The organism is Pedobacter suwonensis (genome assembly GCF_900111825.1).
Classification (GTDB): domain Bacteria; phylum Bacteroidota; class Bacteroidia; order Sphingobacteriales; family Sphingobacteriaceae; genus Pedobacter; species Pedobacter suwonensis.
In genome coordinates, this window is record NZ_FOJM01000017.1 from 62,974 (window position 1) to 80,511 (window position 17,538).

Annotated in this window: 14 protein-coding genes; 5 read left to right on the top strand and 9 right to left on the bottom strand. The window is 39.6% G+C overall.

Translation table 11 applies throughout. From position 1 onward, the window contains the following. Nucleotides 1–40: 40 nt before the first annotated feature. Nucleotides 41–1,357, bottom strand: a complete 1,317-nt coding sequence (gene ahcY / locus BM107_RS20035) for an adenosylhomocysteinase (protein ID WP_090986646.1) — start codon at nucleotides 1,355–1,357, stop codon at nucleotides 41–43. A gap of 419 nt (nucleotides 1,358–1,776) precedes the next feature. Between ahcY and BM107_RS20040 the strand changes: the two genes are divergently transcribed. Further along, a complete protein-coding gene (locus BM107_RS20040; protein ID WP_134204726.1) occupies nucleotides 1,777–2,229 on the top strand; it encodes a hypothetical protein in 453 nt (150 codons plus the stop codon). 218 nt (nucleotides 2,230–2,447) lie between these two features. Further along, nucleotides 2,448–2,876, top strand: coding sequence for a CBS domain-containing protein (locus BM107_RS20045; RefSeq protein WP_090986650.1), 429 nt, complete (start codon nucleotides 2,448–2,450; stop codon nucleotides 2,874–2,876). A gap of 151 nt (nucleotides 2,877–3,027) precedes the next feature. Here the strand turns inward: BM107_RS20045 and BM107_RS20050 are convergent, their stop codons facing one another. The 3 genes from BM107_RS20050 to BM107_RS20060 all read right to left on the bottom strand — a co-directional run bounded on the left by BM107_RS20050 (nucleotide 3,028) and on the right by BM107_RS20060 (nucleotide 6,689). Further along, nucleotides 3,028–4,476, bottom strand: a complete 1,449-nt coding sequence (locus tag BM107_RS20050; RefSeq protein ID WP_090986651.1) for a M20/M25/M40 family metallo-hydrolase — start codon at nucleotides 4,474–4,476, stop codon at nucleotides 3,028–3,030. 186 nt (nucleotides 4,477–4,662) lie between these two features. After that, nucleotides 4,663–5,721, bottom strand: coding sequence for a TerC family protein (locus tag BM107_RS20055; RefSeq protein ID WP_317614807.1), 1,059 nt, complete (start codon nucleotides 5,719–5,721; stop codon nucleotides 4,663–4,665). Then, on the bottom strand, nucleotides 5,718–6,689 hold the full coding sequence (locus BM107_RS20060; protein WP_090986653.1) for a polyprenyl synthetase family protein: 972 nt from the start codon (nucleotides 6,687–6,689) through the stop codon (nucleotides 5,718–5,720). The genes BM107_RS20055 and BM107_RS20060 overlap by 4 nt, the downstream gene beginning before the upstream one ends. A gap of 293 nt (nucleotides 6,690–6,982) precedes the next feature. Between BM107_RS20060 and BM107_RS20065 the strand changes: the two genes are divergently transcribed. Then, entirely contained in the window at nucleotides 6,983–7,975 is a 993-nt protein-coding gene (locus BM107_RS20065; RefSeq protein ID WP_090986655.1) for an alpha/beta hydrolase, read from the top strand. Between the two features lie 269 nt (nucleotides 7,976–8,244). On the opposite strand, the gene BM107_RS20070 is transcribed toward BM107_RS20065, so the two are convergent. Beyond that, nucleotides 8,245–9,213, bottom strand: a complete 969-nt coding sequence (locus tag BM107_RS20070) for a YpdA family putative bacillithiol disulfide reductase (protein ID WP_090986657.1) — start codon at nucleotides 9,211–9,213, stop codon at nucleotides 8,245–8,247. A gap of 270 nt (nucleotides 9,214–9,483) precedes the next feature. On the opposite strand from BM107_RS20070, the gene BM107_RS20075 reads away from it, so the two are divergent. Beyond that, on the top strand, nucleotides 9,484–10,164 hold the full coding sequence (locus BM107_RS20075; RefSeq protein WP_090986659.1) for a 3-keto-disaccharide hydrolase: 681 nt from the start codon (nucleotides 9,484–9,486) through the stop codon (nucleotides 10,162–10,164). A 162-nt stretch (nucleotides 10,165–10,326) separates the two neighbouring features. Here BM107_RS20075 and BM107_RS20080 read toward each other — a convergent pair whose 3' ends face one another. From BM107_RS20080 to BM107_RS20095, 4 genes are all read right to left on the bottom strand, one after another. Then, nucleotides 10,327–10,686, bottom strand: coding sequence for a ribosomal maturation YjgA family protein (locus tag BM107_RS20080; protein ID WP_090986661.1), 360 nt, complete (start codon nucleotides 10,684–10,686; stop codon nucleotides 10,327–10,329). Nucleotides 10,687–10,778: 92 nt separating this feature from the next. Beyond that, nucleotides 10,779–12,017, bottom strand: a complete 1,239-nt coding sequence (gene odhB / locus BM107_RS20085) for a 2-oxoglutarate dehydrogenase complex dihydrolipoyllysine-residue succinyltransferase (RefSeq protein ID WP_090986663.1) — start codon at nucleotides 12,015–12,017, stop codon at nucleotides 10,779–10,781. 103 nt (nucleotides 12,018–12,120) lie between these two features. Then, nucleotides 12,121–14,916, bottom strand: coding sequence for a 2-oxoglutarate dehydrogenase E1 component (locus BM107_RS20090; RefSeq protein WP_090986665.1), 2,796 nt, complete (start codon nucleotides 14,914–14,916; stop codon nucleotides 12,121–12,123). A gap of 209 nt (nucleotides 14,917–15,125) precedes the next feature. Continuing rightward, nucleotides 15,126–16,400 (bottom strand): DASH family cryptochrome, encoded by a 1,275-nt coding sequence (locus BM107_RS20095; RefSeq protein WP_090986667.1) that lies wholly within the window; start codon nucleotides 16,398–16,400, stop codon nucleotides 15,126–15,128. Between the two features lie 167 nt (nucleotides 16,401–16,567). On the opposite strand from BM107_RS20095, the gene BM107_RS20100 reads away from it, so the two are divergent. Beyond that, the gene (locus BM107_RS20100; protein ID WP_090986668.1) at nucleotides 16,568–17,470 is read left to right on the top strand and encodes a TIGR01777 family oxidoreductase; all 903 of its coding nucleotides are present in this window, start codon (nucleotides 16,568–16,570) and stop codon (nucleotides 17,468–17,470) included. The last annotated feature ends 68 nt before the right edge of the window (nucleotides 17,471–17,538 follow it).

A 17,538-nucleotide genomic window follows, 5' to 3' on the forward strand; every position in this document is an offset into this window, starting at 1 on the left:
TTGTCTTATGTTAACTGCTAACTAAAAACTGTAAACTGAACTAGTACCTGTAAGTATCTGCTTTGAAAGGACCTTCAACCGGTACGCCGATATAATCAGCCTGGTGTTGATCTAAAACATCTAATTCTACACCGATTTTTTCTAAGTGTAAACGGGCAACTTTTTCATCTAAATGTTTAGGCAAAGTATATACTTTGTTTTCATACTTGTCAGTATTGGTCCAAAGTTCGATCTGCGCTAAAGTCTGGTTGGTAAAAGAATTACTCATTACAAAACTTGGGTGGCCAGTTGCACAACCTAAGTTAACCAAACGACCTTCGGCAAGAACGATAACGTCTTTACCATCTATCGTATATTTATCAACCTGAGGTTTAATCTCTACTTTGGTATCGCCATAAGCGCCGTTTAACCAGGCCATATCGATCTCGTTATCGAAGTGACCAATGTTACAAACAATCGCTTTATCTTTTAACGCCCTGAAGTGTTGCTCGCGAACGATATCACAGTTACCAGTTGTAGTCACTACAATATCAGCTTCTTTAATGGCATTAGCTAATTTTTTCACTTCATAACCTTCCATTGCAGCCTGTAAAGCACAGATTGGGTCAATTTCAGTTACAATAACACGTACACCTTGTGAGCTTAATGATTCTGCAGAACCTTTACCCACATCACCATAACCACAAACCACGGCTACTTTACCAGCCATCATTACATCGGTAGCACGACGGATCGCATCAACTAATGACTCACGGCATCCGTATTTGTTATCAAATTTAGATTTAGTAACTGAATCGTTTACGTTGATTGCAGGCAAGTGCAAGGTTCCGTTTTTCATTCTTTCGTACAAACGGTGAACACCAGTCGTCGTTTCTTCTGATAAACCTCTGATACCTGCAATTAGCTCAGGATATTTATCGAAAACCATGTTGGTTAAATCGCCACCATCATCCAAAATCATGTTTAATGGTTGTTGATCAGGACCGAAGTGTAAAGTTTGCTCAATACACCAGTCGAATTCTTCTTCATTTAACCCTTTCCAGGCATAAACCTGAATACCCGCAGCAGCAATTGCAGCCGCAGCATGATCTTGTGTAGAAAAAATATTGCAAGATGACCAGGTAACTTCAGCACCAAGGGCCACCAATGTTTCGATTAATACAGCCGTTTGTATGGTCATGTGCAGACAGCCTGCAATGCGCGCACCTTTTAACGGTTGTGATGGACCGAATTCTTTACGCAAACTCATTAAACCTGGCATTTCTGCTTCGGCTAATTCGATTTCTTTACGGCCCCATTCTGCCAGTGAAATGTCCTTAACTTTGTAAGGAACGTATGTAGTCTCTACTGATGACATAATTATTTGTTTTTAAATGTGATGCAAAGTTACGGCATCCCTTTGTGAAAGCCAAATAATTAAGAAGTGGGTGAGTTAGAGGATTGTAAAATAGTAATGTAATTTTTTATCCCTAAGTTCAAAGCTTTTTTGTTTTTTGGAAAGCAAGTTCAGTGGTTCGTAGGTCCGCTTCGGTCCTGCCATACATTATAGCTCCGATGAAGAATCGGAGGCTGCCATTCCTGTCAGGTTTATATTACATAAAAAAACTGTGCGCTGTTTGTAAAGCCTAGAAAAAACTAAAATAAAAATTGATTTACAGCTAATTATGACAAACGGCAATTTAAAAAAGTAAATATAGTAAGCTAAGTAACGGAAGAATCGATAATGAATTCCTAAGTCAGCCTGGATTAGCCAATATTTTATGACTAATTTTGGAGGTGAAAAAAATATTAACGTCCCTCTTAATTGCAGTTTCACTATTCGGCTGCAAAAGAGACCCCTATGAATCAAGTTATGTAACTATAGCTTACGAAGTCCAGGTTGGGTACCTTGATGGACAAAACAATTGGGTAATACCTGCATCGCTTCCCGAAAATTACGAAGGTCAAGTAAGTTTTACTAAACCAGATGGATCAACTCAAACCAATAAAATTTCCGGAAGTACTATTAGTTCTGGCGTACAGCTTGATTTTGACAAAAATGGGCCAGTTAAAGATTTAAACCTTACCTGGTCTTCTAATTTTACTAATTCGAGGCTCAGATTTAATTGCCTGATAAGGAGGGCTTTCTCAGTTGGTAAAATTACGACAGGACACCTTGCCTCAGCCAAGAATTCGCCTGGTGGTTCTTTGCATACCACTATTGATGCAAAACCACTTAAAAATCGGTGAAACATATATTATTGGTTAGATAAAATTTATTTGAAAAGCAAAATCGGCAGTTCTCAGGTCAGGTTCCGTCCTGCCATACACTACAGCTCCGATGAAGAATCGGAGGCTGCCGTTCCTGTTTTAGATTAATTAGACCCCTGACTTCTTTCAAAATATCAAAATAAAACTTTGATATCCAGCTAATTATTTCTTAAATTGTTATAACCAAATTAACAGTTATGAAAAGCGTAAAACAATTACTGGACACCAAACAGTCCATCATTATTTCTGTAACCGAAAACATTTCTGTTCTGGATGCCTTAAAAGTAATGACAGAAAAAAATATCAGTGCCGTATTGGTGATGGAAGACGAACAACTTAGTGGCATTTTTACTGAACGCGATTATGCCCGCAAAATCATTCTGCAAGGGAAATCATCAAGAGATACGCTCATTAAAGAAGTAATGACCGCTAACCCTATTACCATCAGGTTGAGCGATAGTATTGATCATTGCATGGAACTGATGACGGATAAACACATCCGCCATTTGCCAATTGTGGAAAATGGCGAAGTAAAAGGTATGGTATCCATCGGTGATGTGGTAAAATTTATTATTGCAGATCAAAAACAGACCATTTCGCAACTGGAAAGTTATATTAGCGGGTAATGGTTATATGAGTATATATTGCCCATGACAGTTAGCGTAAAGATTTCTCCACTTCGGCGCAAATGACGAATTGTCTCACATGAACTATATATATAAATCTTTACAATCTCTTAATCTGTGTAATCATCCGCGAAGCGAATCTAGCAAATCATTACTTCCATCTCCATTCACCAGCAATAGTTAAAGGTTCTTTTAAATTCTGAGATTCCAGAAAAGCCCTCAACTCCTCTTCGCCCTGAACATCTACCGGGATTTTCGGTGTATTGGCTAAAGCATAAGTCAACATGGCACTATACCGTACCGTATTTTTGAGCTCCTGCTCATCAACCAGTTTGAAACTATCGCCATCTGAATGGTAAAAAGGTCCTGAGTTATTGGGCAGTTTACCACCAAAACCACCACCTGTAGGAATACCTTCCAGCATAAATGGCTGATGATCGCTGTGCAAACCTGCGCCTGCATTAAACAGGTTTTTAAATCCGGTATCAATTTTTACGATATCAGCTCCCCAGGCCGTAAATAATTCTTTCATTTCATCTCGTGAAGTAGAAAAACCTTTAGGGTCGTTGGTCATGTCATAGTTGAGCATAAACTTTACCTGGTTCAAGGTTTTGTCTTTCTTAGCCTGATCGATGTATGCTTTAGAGCCTAACAAACCTTGCTCCTCGCCCATAAACAATACAAACTCTACCGTACGTTTGGTTTTTAGATTTAGCTTTTTAAAAGTCCGGGCCATATCCATAATGGCGAAAGATCCTATTCCATTGTCGATGGCACCAGTTGCCAAATCCCAGCTATCCAAATGTCCGCCAACTACAATTTTATCTTTAGGCAATGCTGTTCCTTTAAAAGTAGCGATTACGTTTCTTGCTTTGATCAAACCCGAGAAATTCGTCATAGCGATGTGCGCAATCTGTGTTTGCGATTTAATTTTATCTTTCAAAGCCATTCCATCTTCCAAACCGATACAAACGGCAGGTATTGGAATCAATTTACCCGTTACGGAAGCCGTTCCGGTTAAAAGCACGCCATCTTTTACGGTATTGATAATGATTACCCCAATGGCGCCATACTTGGTAGCGATAGCAGTTTTTTCTGAACGGTGCAATGATTTGGTTCCTGCTGCTGAGCCTGGCAATACCCCCAGATAAATCAGTGCAATTTTACCTTTAAACTTTTCAGGATTTGCCTGGTAATCTGCCTCCAAGCCATTACCTGCATCAACAATTTCACCTGTAACATCAGCACTTACCGGCGAATGTGCGAGCGTAACAGCCTTTATTTTGGTAAAGCTATTTTTATCATTACCGATTTCTACACTGATTGTTTTTCTTGCCCAGCTTTCGACTTCAAAAGGCTGAAATTTAACCTCACAACCATATGTTTTTAATAAGTCGAAGGCATATTGCTCTGCCTTTGCTCCATTTTCCGAACCTGTTAAACGGTGACCGATTGTCTCGGTTTCATATTTAAGGGTTTGATAAGCTTTTGAGTTTTGCTGTACATCAGCATTGATTTTGGCAAAAACAGCTCCGAATTGATCTTGCGCATTAGCGAATAACGCGGTACACAGAAGAGCAGTAGAGAAAAGGTATTTCATTAGGTTTAGTTATATCTGCTGAAAGTACAAATTTTCAATAGAGATTACCAGCTGTAACGTTTATTTTGCTTTTCTCGCATACTCGTCATTTCGAGCGGAGTGCAACGCAGTCGAGAAATCTGTCTCGATAGATCTCTCCATTTCGCTGCGCTACAGTCGAGATGACGTATTTATTGATTGGAAAAATTAATTTTTAATATGATTCACTTTCTTCGGAAATGCCAACGAAGCGACAATACTGATCACGAGGATACTTAAGATCACAATAAGCGAATGCTCGGTGGTAAAACCCCATTTTTCGAGATAGGTATGCCCCAACATTTTCACGCCGATAAAAGCCAGTAAAAAAGCTAGACCAGTTTTTAAGTAATGGAATTTATGAATAATATTCACCAATAAAAAGAACATAGACCTTAAGCCCATGATGGCAAAAATATTAGAGAAAAATACAATATAGGGGTCTTTGGTTACCGCAAAAATAGCTGGGATAGAATCCACCGCAAATAAAAGATCAGTGAACTCGACAATCAATAACACCAGAAACAATGGCGTAACCATTCTTTTATGATTGATCTTAACAAAGAAGTTTTTACCCTCATATTTTGGATGAATGGAAAATATCTTTGAAGCCCATTTTACTACAGGATGGTTTTCGGGATCAATTTTATCATCTTCTTCTTTGCTGAAAAACATTTTCACCCCGGTAAATACCAAAAAGGCCCCAAAAACATACAGGATCCATGCAAATTTGGTAATTAATGCCGCCCCGACAAAAATGAAGATAAAGCGCATAATAATAGCGCCCAATATCCCCCAGAACAATACTCTGTGATAATATTTTTCCTCAACCGCAAATGCCGAGAAGATGAGGACGATTACAAAGATATTATCTACCGAAAGGGCGTATTCAATAACATAACCCGTTAAAAATTCGAGCCCAAGATTTTGCTTGTAAATTGCTAAACTGGCATCAAAATCATCAGGGATTAATTTAATATGGTGTTGGTGCAACGTTACAATTTCCTGCAGATGTGCAAAGTCCTTTATTCCATGCAACTGATGCCCCTCAACCAGCAGGATAAAATAAAACCCTATGGCCAGGGCCACCATAATCACGCTCATGATCCCTGCCTGTTTTAAGCTTACTACATGATCTTTCCTGCTGAATAAACCCAGGTCTAGAGCCAGAATCAATACAATAAAAAGTAGAAAACCTAAGCTAAAAAGTAATTCGTTACCCATCATTTTTTACGTTCAGTGGTATAGAGTACAAGTTGTTCTAAACCCGTTCTGGCTTCGCCTGCATCAAAACCGTGCAGTAGCTCAAATGCTTCATTTTGGTAATCCAACATTTTTTGGTTTGCATAATAAACGCCCTTATGGTTGTTTACGAAATCAATAATCTGCTGTATTTTAACCGGATCGTCCTGATGATTTTTCACCAGGTTGATCATTTTTTTACGTTCTGCTTTCTCCGCCTTGTTTAAGGCATAAATCAGAGGTAGCGTTACTTTCTTCTCTTTAATATCAATTCCCAATGGTTTTCCCACGTCATCGGTCCCAAAATCGAAAGTATCATCTTTAATCTGAAAGGCAATACCAACTTTTTCGCCGAACAGGCGCATTTTTTCTATCGTTTCATCATCAGCACCTGCCGAAGCTGCCCCAGCAGCACAACAGGAAGCAATCAGAGAAGCGGTTTTCTGGCGGATCACATCAAAATATAAATCTTCCGATATGTCCATTCTCCGTACCTTTTCCACCTGCAACAACTCACCCTCACTCATCTGTTTTACCGCTTCTGATACAATCTGTAACAAACGGTGCTCATTATTGTTTACCGAGAGCAATAATCCTTTAGCCAGCAGGTAATCGCCAACTAAAACGGCAATTTTATTTTTCCATAAAGCATTAATAGAGAAAAAGCCGCGACGCTCATAAGCATTATCCACTACATCATCATGCACTAAAGTGGCGGTATGTAAAAGCTCAACCAAAGCCGCCCCACGGTGGGTCGAATCTGTAATTCCACCGCATAATTTAGCCGCAAAAAACACGAACATAGGCCGCATTTGTTTGCCTTTTTGTTTTACAATATAATGGGTAATCCTATCCAGCAACGGTGCGTCGCTATGCATCGATTCCTTAAAGGTTTTTTCAAACGCTTTTATATCAGCAGCTATAGGTGTTTTTATCTGTTCGATCCCCGGCATTAAGTCGAAAAATTTTGATTGCAAACTTAAGCTAATTTCCCATAAAAAGGTAATCTATAGTCTTATTATTAAGGATTTGGAAAGCCACGGACAGCGATATTTAACATCTTCACCCCTGCTATTGCCTATAGTCCTCACCCTCATGCTTCGGGCTGCGGGCTATTTGGCGCTATCAGGTTTATATCGAAAGGGCTGTACCAGTAAGATTCCCCTCATGGCGCATAATAAATCTTCGAAATATTAGCATTATTTAATTTCAAGCTTTACATTTAAACCCGTTTAAGCTGGCATCAATGAAAAAACGCTACAAAATTATACTTGGCCTATCTGTACTTGTTGTTGCGACCTACTTATTAGGCCCGAAGCCCAAAAAGCCATTATTTAGCAAAGCGTTGACTAAAGTACCCGATCTTGGTGATCTGGATAACTACATCGCCAGCGTAGAATCCATGCATAAGATAAAACCAGGTAATGAAGCCGAAATTGTTTGGGCCGATATGCACCACCAGCAAACTGAATATGCCATTGTGTATTTACATGGTTTTTCAGCCTCAAAAACAGAAGGCAATCCGGTACATTTAAACTTGGCTAAAGCGCTCCATGCTAATTTATACCTTGCCCGCCTGTCCGACCATGGCATTGATACTTTGGCGCCCATGCAATATTTTACCGCAGACCGTCTTTGGAAAACCAGCAAACAGGCCTATGCCATAGGTAAAAAACTGGGCAAAAAGGTCATTCTAGTGGGTACTTCTACCGGTGGAACGGTGGCTTTAAAACTAGCAGCGACTTATCCTGAAATTTACAGCCTGATTTTAATGTCGCCAAATGTGGCCATCAATGATAAAAACGCCTGGCTTTTGAATAATCCGTGGGGTTTGCAAATTGCCAGACGGGTTGTTGGTGCTGATGAACGTAAAGTAGACGACCGCACCGACGAATACAAAAAGTACTGGTACACCAATTACCGGCTCGAATCGTTAGTGGAACTGGAAGAATTTATTGAACGCAGTATGGTAAAAAAAACTTTCCAGAAAGTAAAGCAACCTGTTTTAATGCTTTATTATTATAAAAATGAACTCGAACAGGATCCTGTTGTTCGCGTAGATGCCATGCTGAAAATGTTTGATGAACTGGGTACACCAGACCATTTAAAAATAAAAGTAGCTATACCTAATGCTGGTAATCACGTAATGGGATCTTATATTACTTCGAAAGATTTGCCAGGCGTGCAAAAGGCAGTTGAAAGTTTTGTAGAGCGTACGCTGAAGGTCTCCGTTCAGTAAAAAACGTCATTTCTGACTGCAACGCAGTGGAATGGAGAGATCTATCTAAATAGATTTAACTTAGCTGAGCACTCGTGATTCCCGAGCTGCCTGCACACTCAATACCATTGCCAGAATCCACTAGTGTGTTCGTCATTCCCGCGCATGCGGGAATCTTAAAGCGCTTGTATTACGATTCCCAATCAAGTTGGGAATGACGATCTCTCCAACATTCTACCATTACTAGAAAATGCTAAGCCAAATTAATCCAAGCTTAAAAGAAATCGTTCCTAGCCTACAATATTCTTCACAATCATTTCAGCATGTACCCTAGAGTTTTCGATAAACAATTTATGTGTATCTAATCCACCGCAAACTACACCAGCCAGGTATAAACCCTTTACGTTGGTTTCCATGGTTTCTTCATTGTAGACCGGGCAAAGGCTTTCTGGTAATTCAATACCGAATTTCTTCAACATCGAAAAATCGGGTTGGTAACCTGTCATGGCAATTACAAAATCATTTGGAATGGTTTTTATTCCCTCGGGCGTTTTAATATCAACCTCACCCTCTCGTATTTCAACCAATTCCGAATGGAAAAACGCCGTAATTTCGCCATCTTTAATCCTGTTCTGTATATCCGGGCGCACCCAATATTTAACATGCGGACCTAGTTCACCACTTCTCACCACCATGGTAACGTTTGCCCCTTTACGATAGGTTTCTAAAGCCGCATCAACTCCAGAATTATTGGCACCAACTACCACTACATTCTGAAAGGCATACAAATGCGGATCTTTATAGTAGTGCGTTACTTTTGGCAGATCCTCGCCCGGCACGTTCATCAACAAAGGCACATCATAAAATCCTGTGGCAACAATTACATTCTTTGCTGTATAACCTGTTTTAGAAGTCTTGATTTCAAAAACATCAGATTCGTTTTTAACCACCTGTTGCACACGTTCAAAAAGATTGATCTTTAAATCAAATTTTTCGGCCACACGGCGATAATATTCTACAGCTTCATTACGATTTGGTTTCGGACTAATGGTTACAAAAGGCACGCCCCCTATCTCCAATTTCTGTGAAGTAGAGAAGAAGGTCATAAATACCGGATAGTTGAACAAACTGTTTACCAAGGCACCTTTTTCTATAATTATGTAACTTAGGTTTGCTCTTTTGGCTTCAATTGCACAGGCCATCCCTATCGGGCCGGCACCGATAATTAATACGTCGTAATGATTCTGATTCTTGGTCATTGTTTTATGCCTAAAAATGCAATTTGCTACTGCGATAAATCAAAATAGTGTATTCCCCATTTATTAGTACGGGAGTTAAAGAATAGGAACTAAATCAACTCTTGCAAAAATAGACAATACAGGGTAATGCAAATGCAATTTTTTATCGGGGTTGATGTTTTCAACCGCTTTACCACAACGGATTTATGCCTGTTGCAAACCATTTTAAATAAAATATACAGACATTAACATTTTGATAATAAGTATATTTGAGATATAAAACCAAATATCATGAAATTTCGTTTCAGCCTGCTGTTATTCTTCACATTAAATGTGCCGGCATTTGCCCAGAAGAGCCTTTTTAACGGCAAAAATTTAGATGGCTGGCACATAGACGTGCCTGCAATGGACAGCAAGCCAGACACCATCAACCCATTTATTGTTCGCAATGGCATGTTGGTGAGTTTAGGTACACCTGGCGGACATTTGATAACCGATAAAATTTATAAAAATTATCAATTAACCGTAAAGTACCGCTTTGCCGGCAGGCCAGGCAATTGTGGCATTTTAGTACACGCCTCAACCCCACGCATACTGTATGGAATGTTTCCAAAATCCATGGAGGTTCAGATGCAACATAAAGATGCGGGCGATTTTTGGTGCATTGAGGAAGACATCACTGTACCGGACATGGTAAACAGGCGTGGACCAAAAGAAAACTGGGGTATAAATGGCGACAAGCTACGCCGTATAAAAAACTTAACAGACGATAGTGAAAAACCAGCTGGCGAATGGAATACCATGATTATACAATGTCTAAACAATGAAATAAAAGTTTGGGTAAACGGCATTCTGGTAAACCATGGCACCAATTGTACTGCAAGTAGTGGTCAAATTGCTTTACAGGCAGAAGGTAGCGAAGTAGAATTTAAACAACTGGATCTGAACCCCATTAAAGCACTTTCAAGATAAGAAAGTGTTTCACCTCAATCCTGATTGTTAGTCAGGATTTGTAATCCCGTCTTTTGAACTAAGGATTTTATAATCCTCTAAAAATGTATCTATTAATATAATGTTGAACTGGATTATGAAAAGCATAACAGTTCCGGATTACAAATCCGGACCAACACCTTATTAACCCTTAAAACACAAACAGATCAGATAGCCGATAAAGTAAGCAAGCAGGTCATAAACAGAAAAGTAAGTCCCTAAAACAATACTCCAGAACTTATTATCCTGCAGGCCCAGCCAGTTTACATAATGAACGGCCTGTAAGAATTCGATTATAAAAGAAAAAAGTAATACACCGAAAGCAAGCCTTTTGTTATTGGTTACTAAAAAAATTCTGAAGAATGCATAAATTAATACCACCACCAACACATCACCGCCAAAAGGCCTGATAAAAGCATCGTGAAGATATTTTGCGATTAGAACTTCAATCAGGAATATCGCTAAAAAAATGAAGAGAAATTTTAAGTTGAACGTTAATTTCATTTTTGGTCATAAAAAAGAAGTCAAGTTTTTTATCGCACAATGGCTAATAAAACTTGACTTCTTATATTAATACCGATTAATCAGGTTTTGGATTAAACACCCAGTAACAATCTAGCCGGGTCTTCTAATAATTGTTTCACACGAACCAGAAAACCAACAGACTCACGTCCGTCTATAATTCTGTGGTCGTAAGATAAAGCAACATACATCATCGGACGGATCACCACTTCACCTTTTTCAGCTACCGGACGCTCAACAATGTTGTGCATACCTAAAATAGCCGACTGTGGTGAATTAATAATTGGAGTAGACATCATTGAACCAAATACACCACCATTGGTGATGGTAAATGTTCCACCAGTCATCTCTTCGATCGTTAATTTGCTATCTCGTGCTTTTAAAGCCAATTCCAATACCGATTTTTCAATCTGAGCCAATGTCATGCTTTCTGCATTACGGATAACGGGTACCACTAAACCTTTTGGTGCAGAAACGGCGATAGAAATATCAGCAAAATCATTAAATACCAATTCGTCACCTTCGATGCGACCATTTACAGCAGGGAAATCTTTTAATGCTTCGGTAACAGCTTTGGTGAAAAAGCTCATAAATCCTAAACCAACGCCAAATTTCTCTTTAAACTGATCTTTATATTTTCCGCGTAAATCCATAATTGGTTTCATATTAACCTCGTTAAAAGTGGTTAACATTGCGGTTTCATTTTTCACAGCAACCAAACGTTTTGCAACGGTTCTACGCAATGGCGACATTTTTTCACGGCGCTCGCTACGGCTACCTGCAGGAGCAGCAGCTGCAACCGGAGCACTTGCTTTTGGCGCTTCGGCTTTTTTACCCGCTTCTGCCTTTACAGCATCATCTTTGGTAATACGGCCATCAACACCTGTGCCTTTTACAGCGGCAGCATCAATGCCTTTTTCAGCAAGGATTTTACCCGCAGCAGGTGAAGGCGTTCCCGAAGCATAAGAATCTTTAGAAGCAGCTGTATCCTGAGCCTTTGGTGCTTCCGCTACTGCAGCCGGGGCTTGTGCATCAGCTTTAGGACTTTCAACTTCGGCCTTAGGACCAGAAGCTGCACCACCTTCTTCAATTTGACAAACTACTGCGCCAATGGCTAAGGTATCGCCTTCGGCTGCTATGGTTTTTAAAGTTCCGGCCTGTTCTGCAGTTAATTCGAATGTTGCTTTATCCGATTCTAATTCGGCAATAACTTCATCCATTTCAACAACATCGCCGTCGTTTTTTATCCACCTTGATAAAACAACTTCGGTAATCGATTCACCAACAGGTGGAACTTTTATCTCTAAACTCATTTTTGTAATGTTATATTTTTTATTGTTAAAGGTTAAGTATTATCAAGTTGAAATGCCCGGGCTGCTCATCCTTCTACCTCAAACCCTACACCTTAAACCTCATTTAATCTATTTGAACTAATTTTTTTGTAGCTTTTTTAGCAATATCCTTTACATCCTCCGTAACCGAAACTTCTAAAGCTTTGGCTAAAATATAAGCTTGCTGGTTTGAATGTTGTTTTGCAAAACCTGTAGCTGTACTACTGCTTTCTCTTCTCGAAATTACATCAATGCCTTTTAAACCGGTTTTATACAGCTTGCGGAACAAATATGGCCATGCGCCCATGTTTTCCGGTTCTTCCTGTACCCAGAAAATTTCTTTTGCATTTTTATATTTCTTCTGAATGGCTTCCATCTGATCAACCGGGGTTGGATATAACTGCTCTACACGAACCAGGGCTACATGGCTAATTTTGTCAGCCTGTTGTTTCTCCAACAATTCATAATAAATTTTGCCGCTACAGAAAACAATACGCGTTACGTCTGCAACTTTAGCATTTGCATCGTCAATTACTTCTTTAAAACCACCTTCGGTAAATTCTTCTAATTTAGAAACACAGGCCGGGTGACGTAACAAACTTTTTGGCGTAAATACCACCAAAGGTTTACGGAAATCGCGTTTAAACTGGCGACGTAAAACATGGAAGAAGTTTGCCGGAGTGGTACAGTTGGTTACCTGCATATTATAATCTGCACAAAGCTCCATAAAACGTTCAATACGCGCTGACGAATGCTCTGGTCCCTGCCCTTCGTAACCGTGAGGCAACAACATCACCAAACCATTTTCACGTTGCCACTTGGTTTCAGCACTTGCAATATACTGATCGACAACAATCTGCGCACCGTTAAAGAAATCACCAAACTGTGCTTCCCAAATGGTTAAGGCGTTTGGATTGGCCATGGCATATCCATATTCAAAACCTAAAACACCATACTCTGATAAGTGTGAATTGTAAATATCAAATGAAGCCTGTTGATCTGAGATATTGGCCAATGGCACATATTCTTCCTCGCTGTCTTCAAGTGTTAATACCGCGTGACGGTGAGAGAAAGTACCTCGCTCCACATCCTGACCACTTAAACGTACGCGTTTACCTTCTGATAACAAAGTACCATATGCAAGCTGCTCGCCCATTGCCCAATCGAAAACCAGCGTTTCGTTTACCATTTTGGTACGTTCGGCAAATAGTTTTTCGATTTTCTTGAAGAATTTTTTATTTGACGGTAAAGTGGTAATGCGTTTACCGATTTCCAATAAAGTACTTTTTTTAACGGCCGTAACCGGTGAGGCTTCGAAATCTTTAGGTGTAGCCATCCGCAAATCTGCCCATGCACCACCAAATTTAACTTCGCTGTTGCTGGCCACATATTCTTTGGCTTCATTTAAGCGTTCCTGCAAAATTCCACGGAAATCTTTTTCCATCTCTTTTGCCAAACCAGCTTCCAGCTTACCTTCTTTAGTTAGCTGATCAATATATATTTCCCTTGGGTTAGGGTGTTTTTCGATCGTTTTATATAATAACGGCTGCGTAAATTTAGGCTCATCAGACTCATTATGACCGAAGCGACGATAACAAAGAATATCAATAAAAACATCGTTTTTATATTTCTGACGGTATTCCATGGCTAAATTAATGGCATAAACCAAAGCTTCAGGATCATCACCATTCACATGGAAAACCGGAGATAACGTTACTTTCGCAATATCGGTACAGTAAGTACTGGTACGGGCATCTTTATAGTTGGTGGTAAAACCGATCTGGTTATTAATTACAAGGTGAATGGTACCTCCTGTTTTGTAACCTTCAAGGCCTGCCATCTGAATAACTTCATAAACAATTCCCTGTCCGGCAACTGATGCATCACCATGAATCAAAATCGGGGCTAAACGACTGTTGTCGCCACCATATTTGAAATCGATTTTAGAGCGGCTCATACCTTCTACCACACCATCAACGGTTTCTAAGTGCGATGGGTTAGGACATAAACTTAAGTGAACGCTTTTGCCTGAAACAGTAGCTATATCTGTAGAATAACCTAAATGGTATTTTACATCACCACCGTATGGGGTATCAGGACTATAACTTTTACCTTCAAATTCCGCAAAAATATCTTTATATGTTTTTTGCATGATATTGGCCAGTACGTTTAAACGACCGCGGTGTGCCATACCAATTACAAATTCCTCTATCCCCAATTCAGCACCTTTTTCGATGACCGAATCCAAAGCAGGAATCAAAGCTTCTGCACCTTCTAAAGAAAAACGCTTTTGCCCCAAAAACTTTGTACCCAGGAAATTTTCAAAACTTACCGCTTCGTTTAATTTACGTAGGATACGCTTTTTCTCATCGATGGAAAAATTAGGGGTATTACGTGCACTTTCCATTTTTTGCTGAATCCAGTTCAACACTTCCGGCGTACGTAAAAATTTAAATTCGGCTCCTATAGAACCTGCATATGTTTGTTTTAAAAAGGCTACAATGTCCTTTAATTTTGCCGCACCAATACCAATCTCTACACCAGAATTGAAAACAGTTTCCAGATCGGCATCGGATAATCCAAAATTTGCAAGATCCAATGTTGGTAGATGTTTACGCCGTTCGCGCACAGGATTAGTGTGCGTAAACAAATGTCCGCGGCTACGGTAACCATCAATTAGATTTAAAACATTAACCTCTTTTAAAAAGTGTTCTGGTGTTTCTGCGGTTACTGCAGGTGCTTCCGATCCTCTTCCAAAATCAAAACCTTCGAAAAATTTCTGCCATCCAAACTCAACAGATGACGGATCTTGCTGGTAGGATTGATATAAAGACTCTATATATTCGGCGTTTGCGCCATTAAGATAAGATAATTTATCCATTATTAACTATTTACTATAAGCATTACAAAATTAGAATTTTACCTTATATAAACGGCAAAAATCTCGATTAAAATAAATGAGCGGGCTTTAAATTTGCGAGTGCGTAAATGAACCAGCCTGTTATACAAAATATGGGTAGAATCTGTTAAAATTCAATTACCCAAATGCGCTCATTTAACAGCCAGCCATTTTTAATCCAATCCTCACAACTATGATGCCCAAGTTATGGAGTAGTTGCCTTTAGGGTCGAGATTTTTGATATTTTTATCAAGATCGAAAACACTTTTTGATTTTTGATCATTACCTACACCGGCAACATTGGCCCAATTGCCCCAATTACTCGCAGGATTATAATCAATCAATTTTTCTTCAAAATAGGCAGCACCTAAAACCCAGCTTACCTCTAAATTATTAATCAGGTAAAGCGCTGCTGTTTGGCGGGCAATGTTCGAAATAAAACCAGTTTGGTTTAACTCTGTCATTACCGCATCTACCACAGCAAAACCAGTCTGTGCATTGCGCCATTTATTAAAATTCTCCTGCTCATTTGCCACATCAACCAGGCCCTGGCTACCAAACCCATTCGGACTAAAAAACGTATTACCGTACTTTTTAAACATGAAACGGAAATAATCCCTCCACAGCAGGCCCAATAAAATATGATTGAACATTGCTTTGGTATTGGGTACACTCTCCATCTTTTTTATTTCCCAGTACACTTTGCGCGGAGATAAACTTCCAATGGCTAACCATGCAGAGAGTTTAGAAGCAAGAATTAAATTTTTTGTGGTGGCCGCTTGTTGCATGGCCAAAATCACCTTTTGAAGATGAGCCAGACCTTCAGCTTCCCCACCTTTAAATTCAAAATCAGCACGGAGGTCTTTTTGCTGCGGCAATAGATTAAGTTTTTCCAAAGAAGGTAAGGTACCCCAATCAATCACCTCCGCTACGTTAATCCGATCTGGTGCTGCAAAACATGGTTTGATAATCGAATCGCGCTCGATTTTCTTTTTGAACTGGTTAAAAGCATCAGGAATATCCTTAATGGGGAAAGGCAAATCTTCCTTATTATATAAGGTATGGCCGATAAAATGTTTCAGGTTGACCCGTAATTTCCAAAGTGCATTTTCTACCAGCGTAGAAATATGTGTTTCTTCACGTGCTACTTCGCGGTGATGGTAAACTTCAGTAATCTCATATTCCTGAACAAGCTGAGGAATAATATCTTCGGGCTTACCTTCAGCAATCAGCAAATTTCCGCCAATCTGTTTTAAAGCATTGCGCAAGCCCAAAACACTTTCTAAAATAAACTGCGCTCTGATATTACCTGTTTTTAAACTCCCGTACCTGGTTTCGCCAAAAGAACGGTGATCTAGAATGTAAACAGGTAAAATCGCATCAGATTTAGCAATCGCTTCCACCAGCATTTCGTTATCATGCAAGCGAAGATCATTTCTAAACCAGACTAGAATTTTTTTGGACATATTTTATCGAAAAGGGTATAAGAACGCTTTACAAATTTATCTTATTTTTATTCTTCATCCAATGGCTAAGTAATTCTTTACAAATAGGAAACAAAAGAATTAGAACCAGGTTAATGCATTTTAGGCGCCTCAACCAAACCCTTTTGTATCTTTGGTGTTTAAAAAAGATGGCAAAAAAGATTCTGATTACCGGCGCTACAGGGCTTGTGGGTACTGAACTAAAAAAACACTTGCTGAACAAGGGTTATGAGGTGAATACACTTTCGCGGAAGAAAGCTGACGATGCAAATAATTTTGTATGGGATGTTTATAAGGGAACTATTGAGGCTGACTGTTTGAATGGTGTAGATGCCATCGTCCATTTAGCGGGCGAGCCGGTTGCCGATAAAAAATGGACAGATGAACGCAAAAAGCAGATTATTGACAGCCGTGTAAAGTCGACCGAATTACTCTTTAAAACAATAAGATCAAAGCCTGAACTTCAGCTAAAATCGTTCATTTCGGCTTCTGCGGTGGGTTTTTATGGCGATTGTGGCGATGAAATCTTAACTGAAGAAAGCCCGAAAGGTTATGGATTTTTGGCAGATTGCTGCAAACTTTGGGAGGATGCGGTAGACCAAGGCAAAAAACTGAGCCTAAGGATTGTAAAACTTCGTACCGGGATTGTGTTGAGCAATGATGGAGGCGCATTACCCCAACTGGATAAACCGGTAAAGTTATTTGTTGGGGCTGGTTTAGGTACAGGCAAACAATGGACACCCTGGCTACACATTGACGATATGGTGGAAATGTATATCGAAGCCATCGAAAACCCGAAAATGGAAGGCTGCTACAACGCTTGTGCTCCATTTCCGGTAACGAACATTGCCTTAACCAAAGCTATTGCCAAACAGCTCCGCCGTCCGTTCTGGCCCATAAAAGTGCCTAAAAAAGCATTGGAATTATTATTGGGAGAGCGTGTAGATGCCGTTTTGATGAGCAATAATACCTCTGCACAGAAGATTTTAGATGCAGGATTCAAATTTAAATTCACACATTTGGATGATGCTTTGAAAGATCTTTATAAATAGGTTAACTGGTCAATTTCGTCATCCTGATTCGATAGCTATCGGATTTATTTCAGGGTCTTTCCAGGATA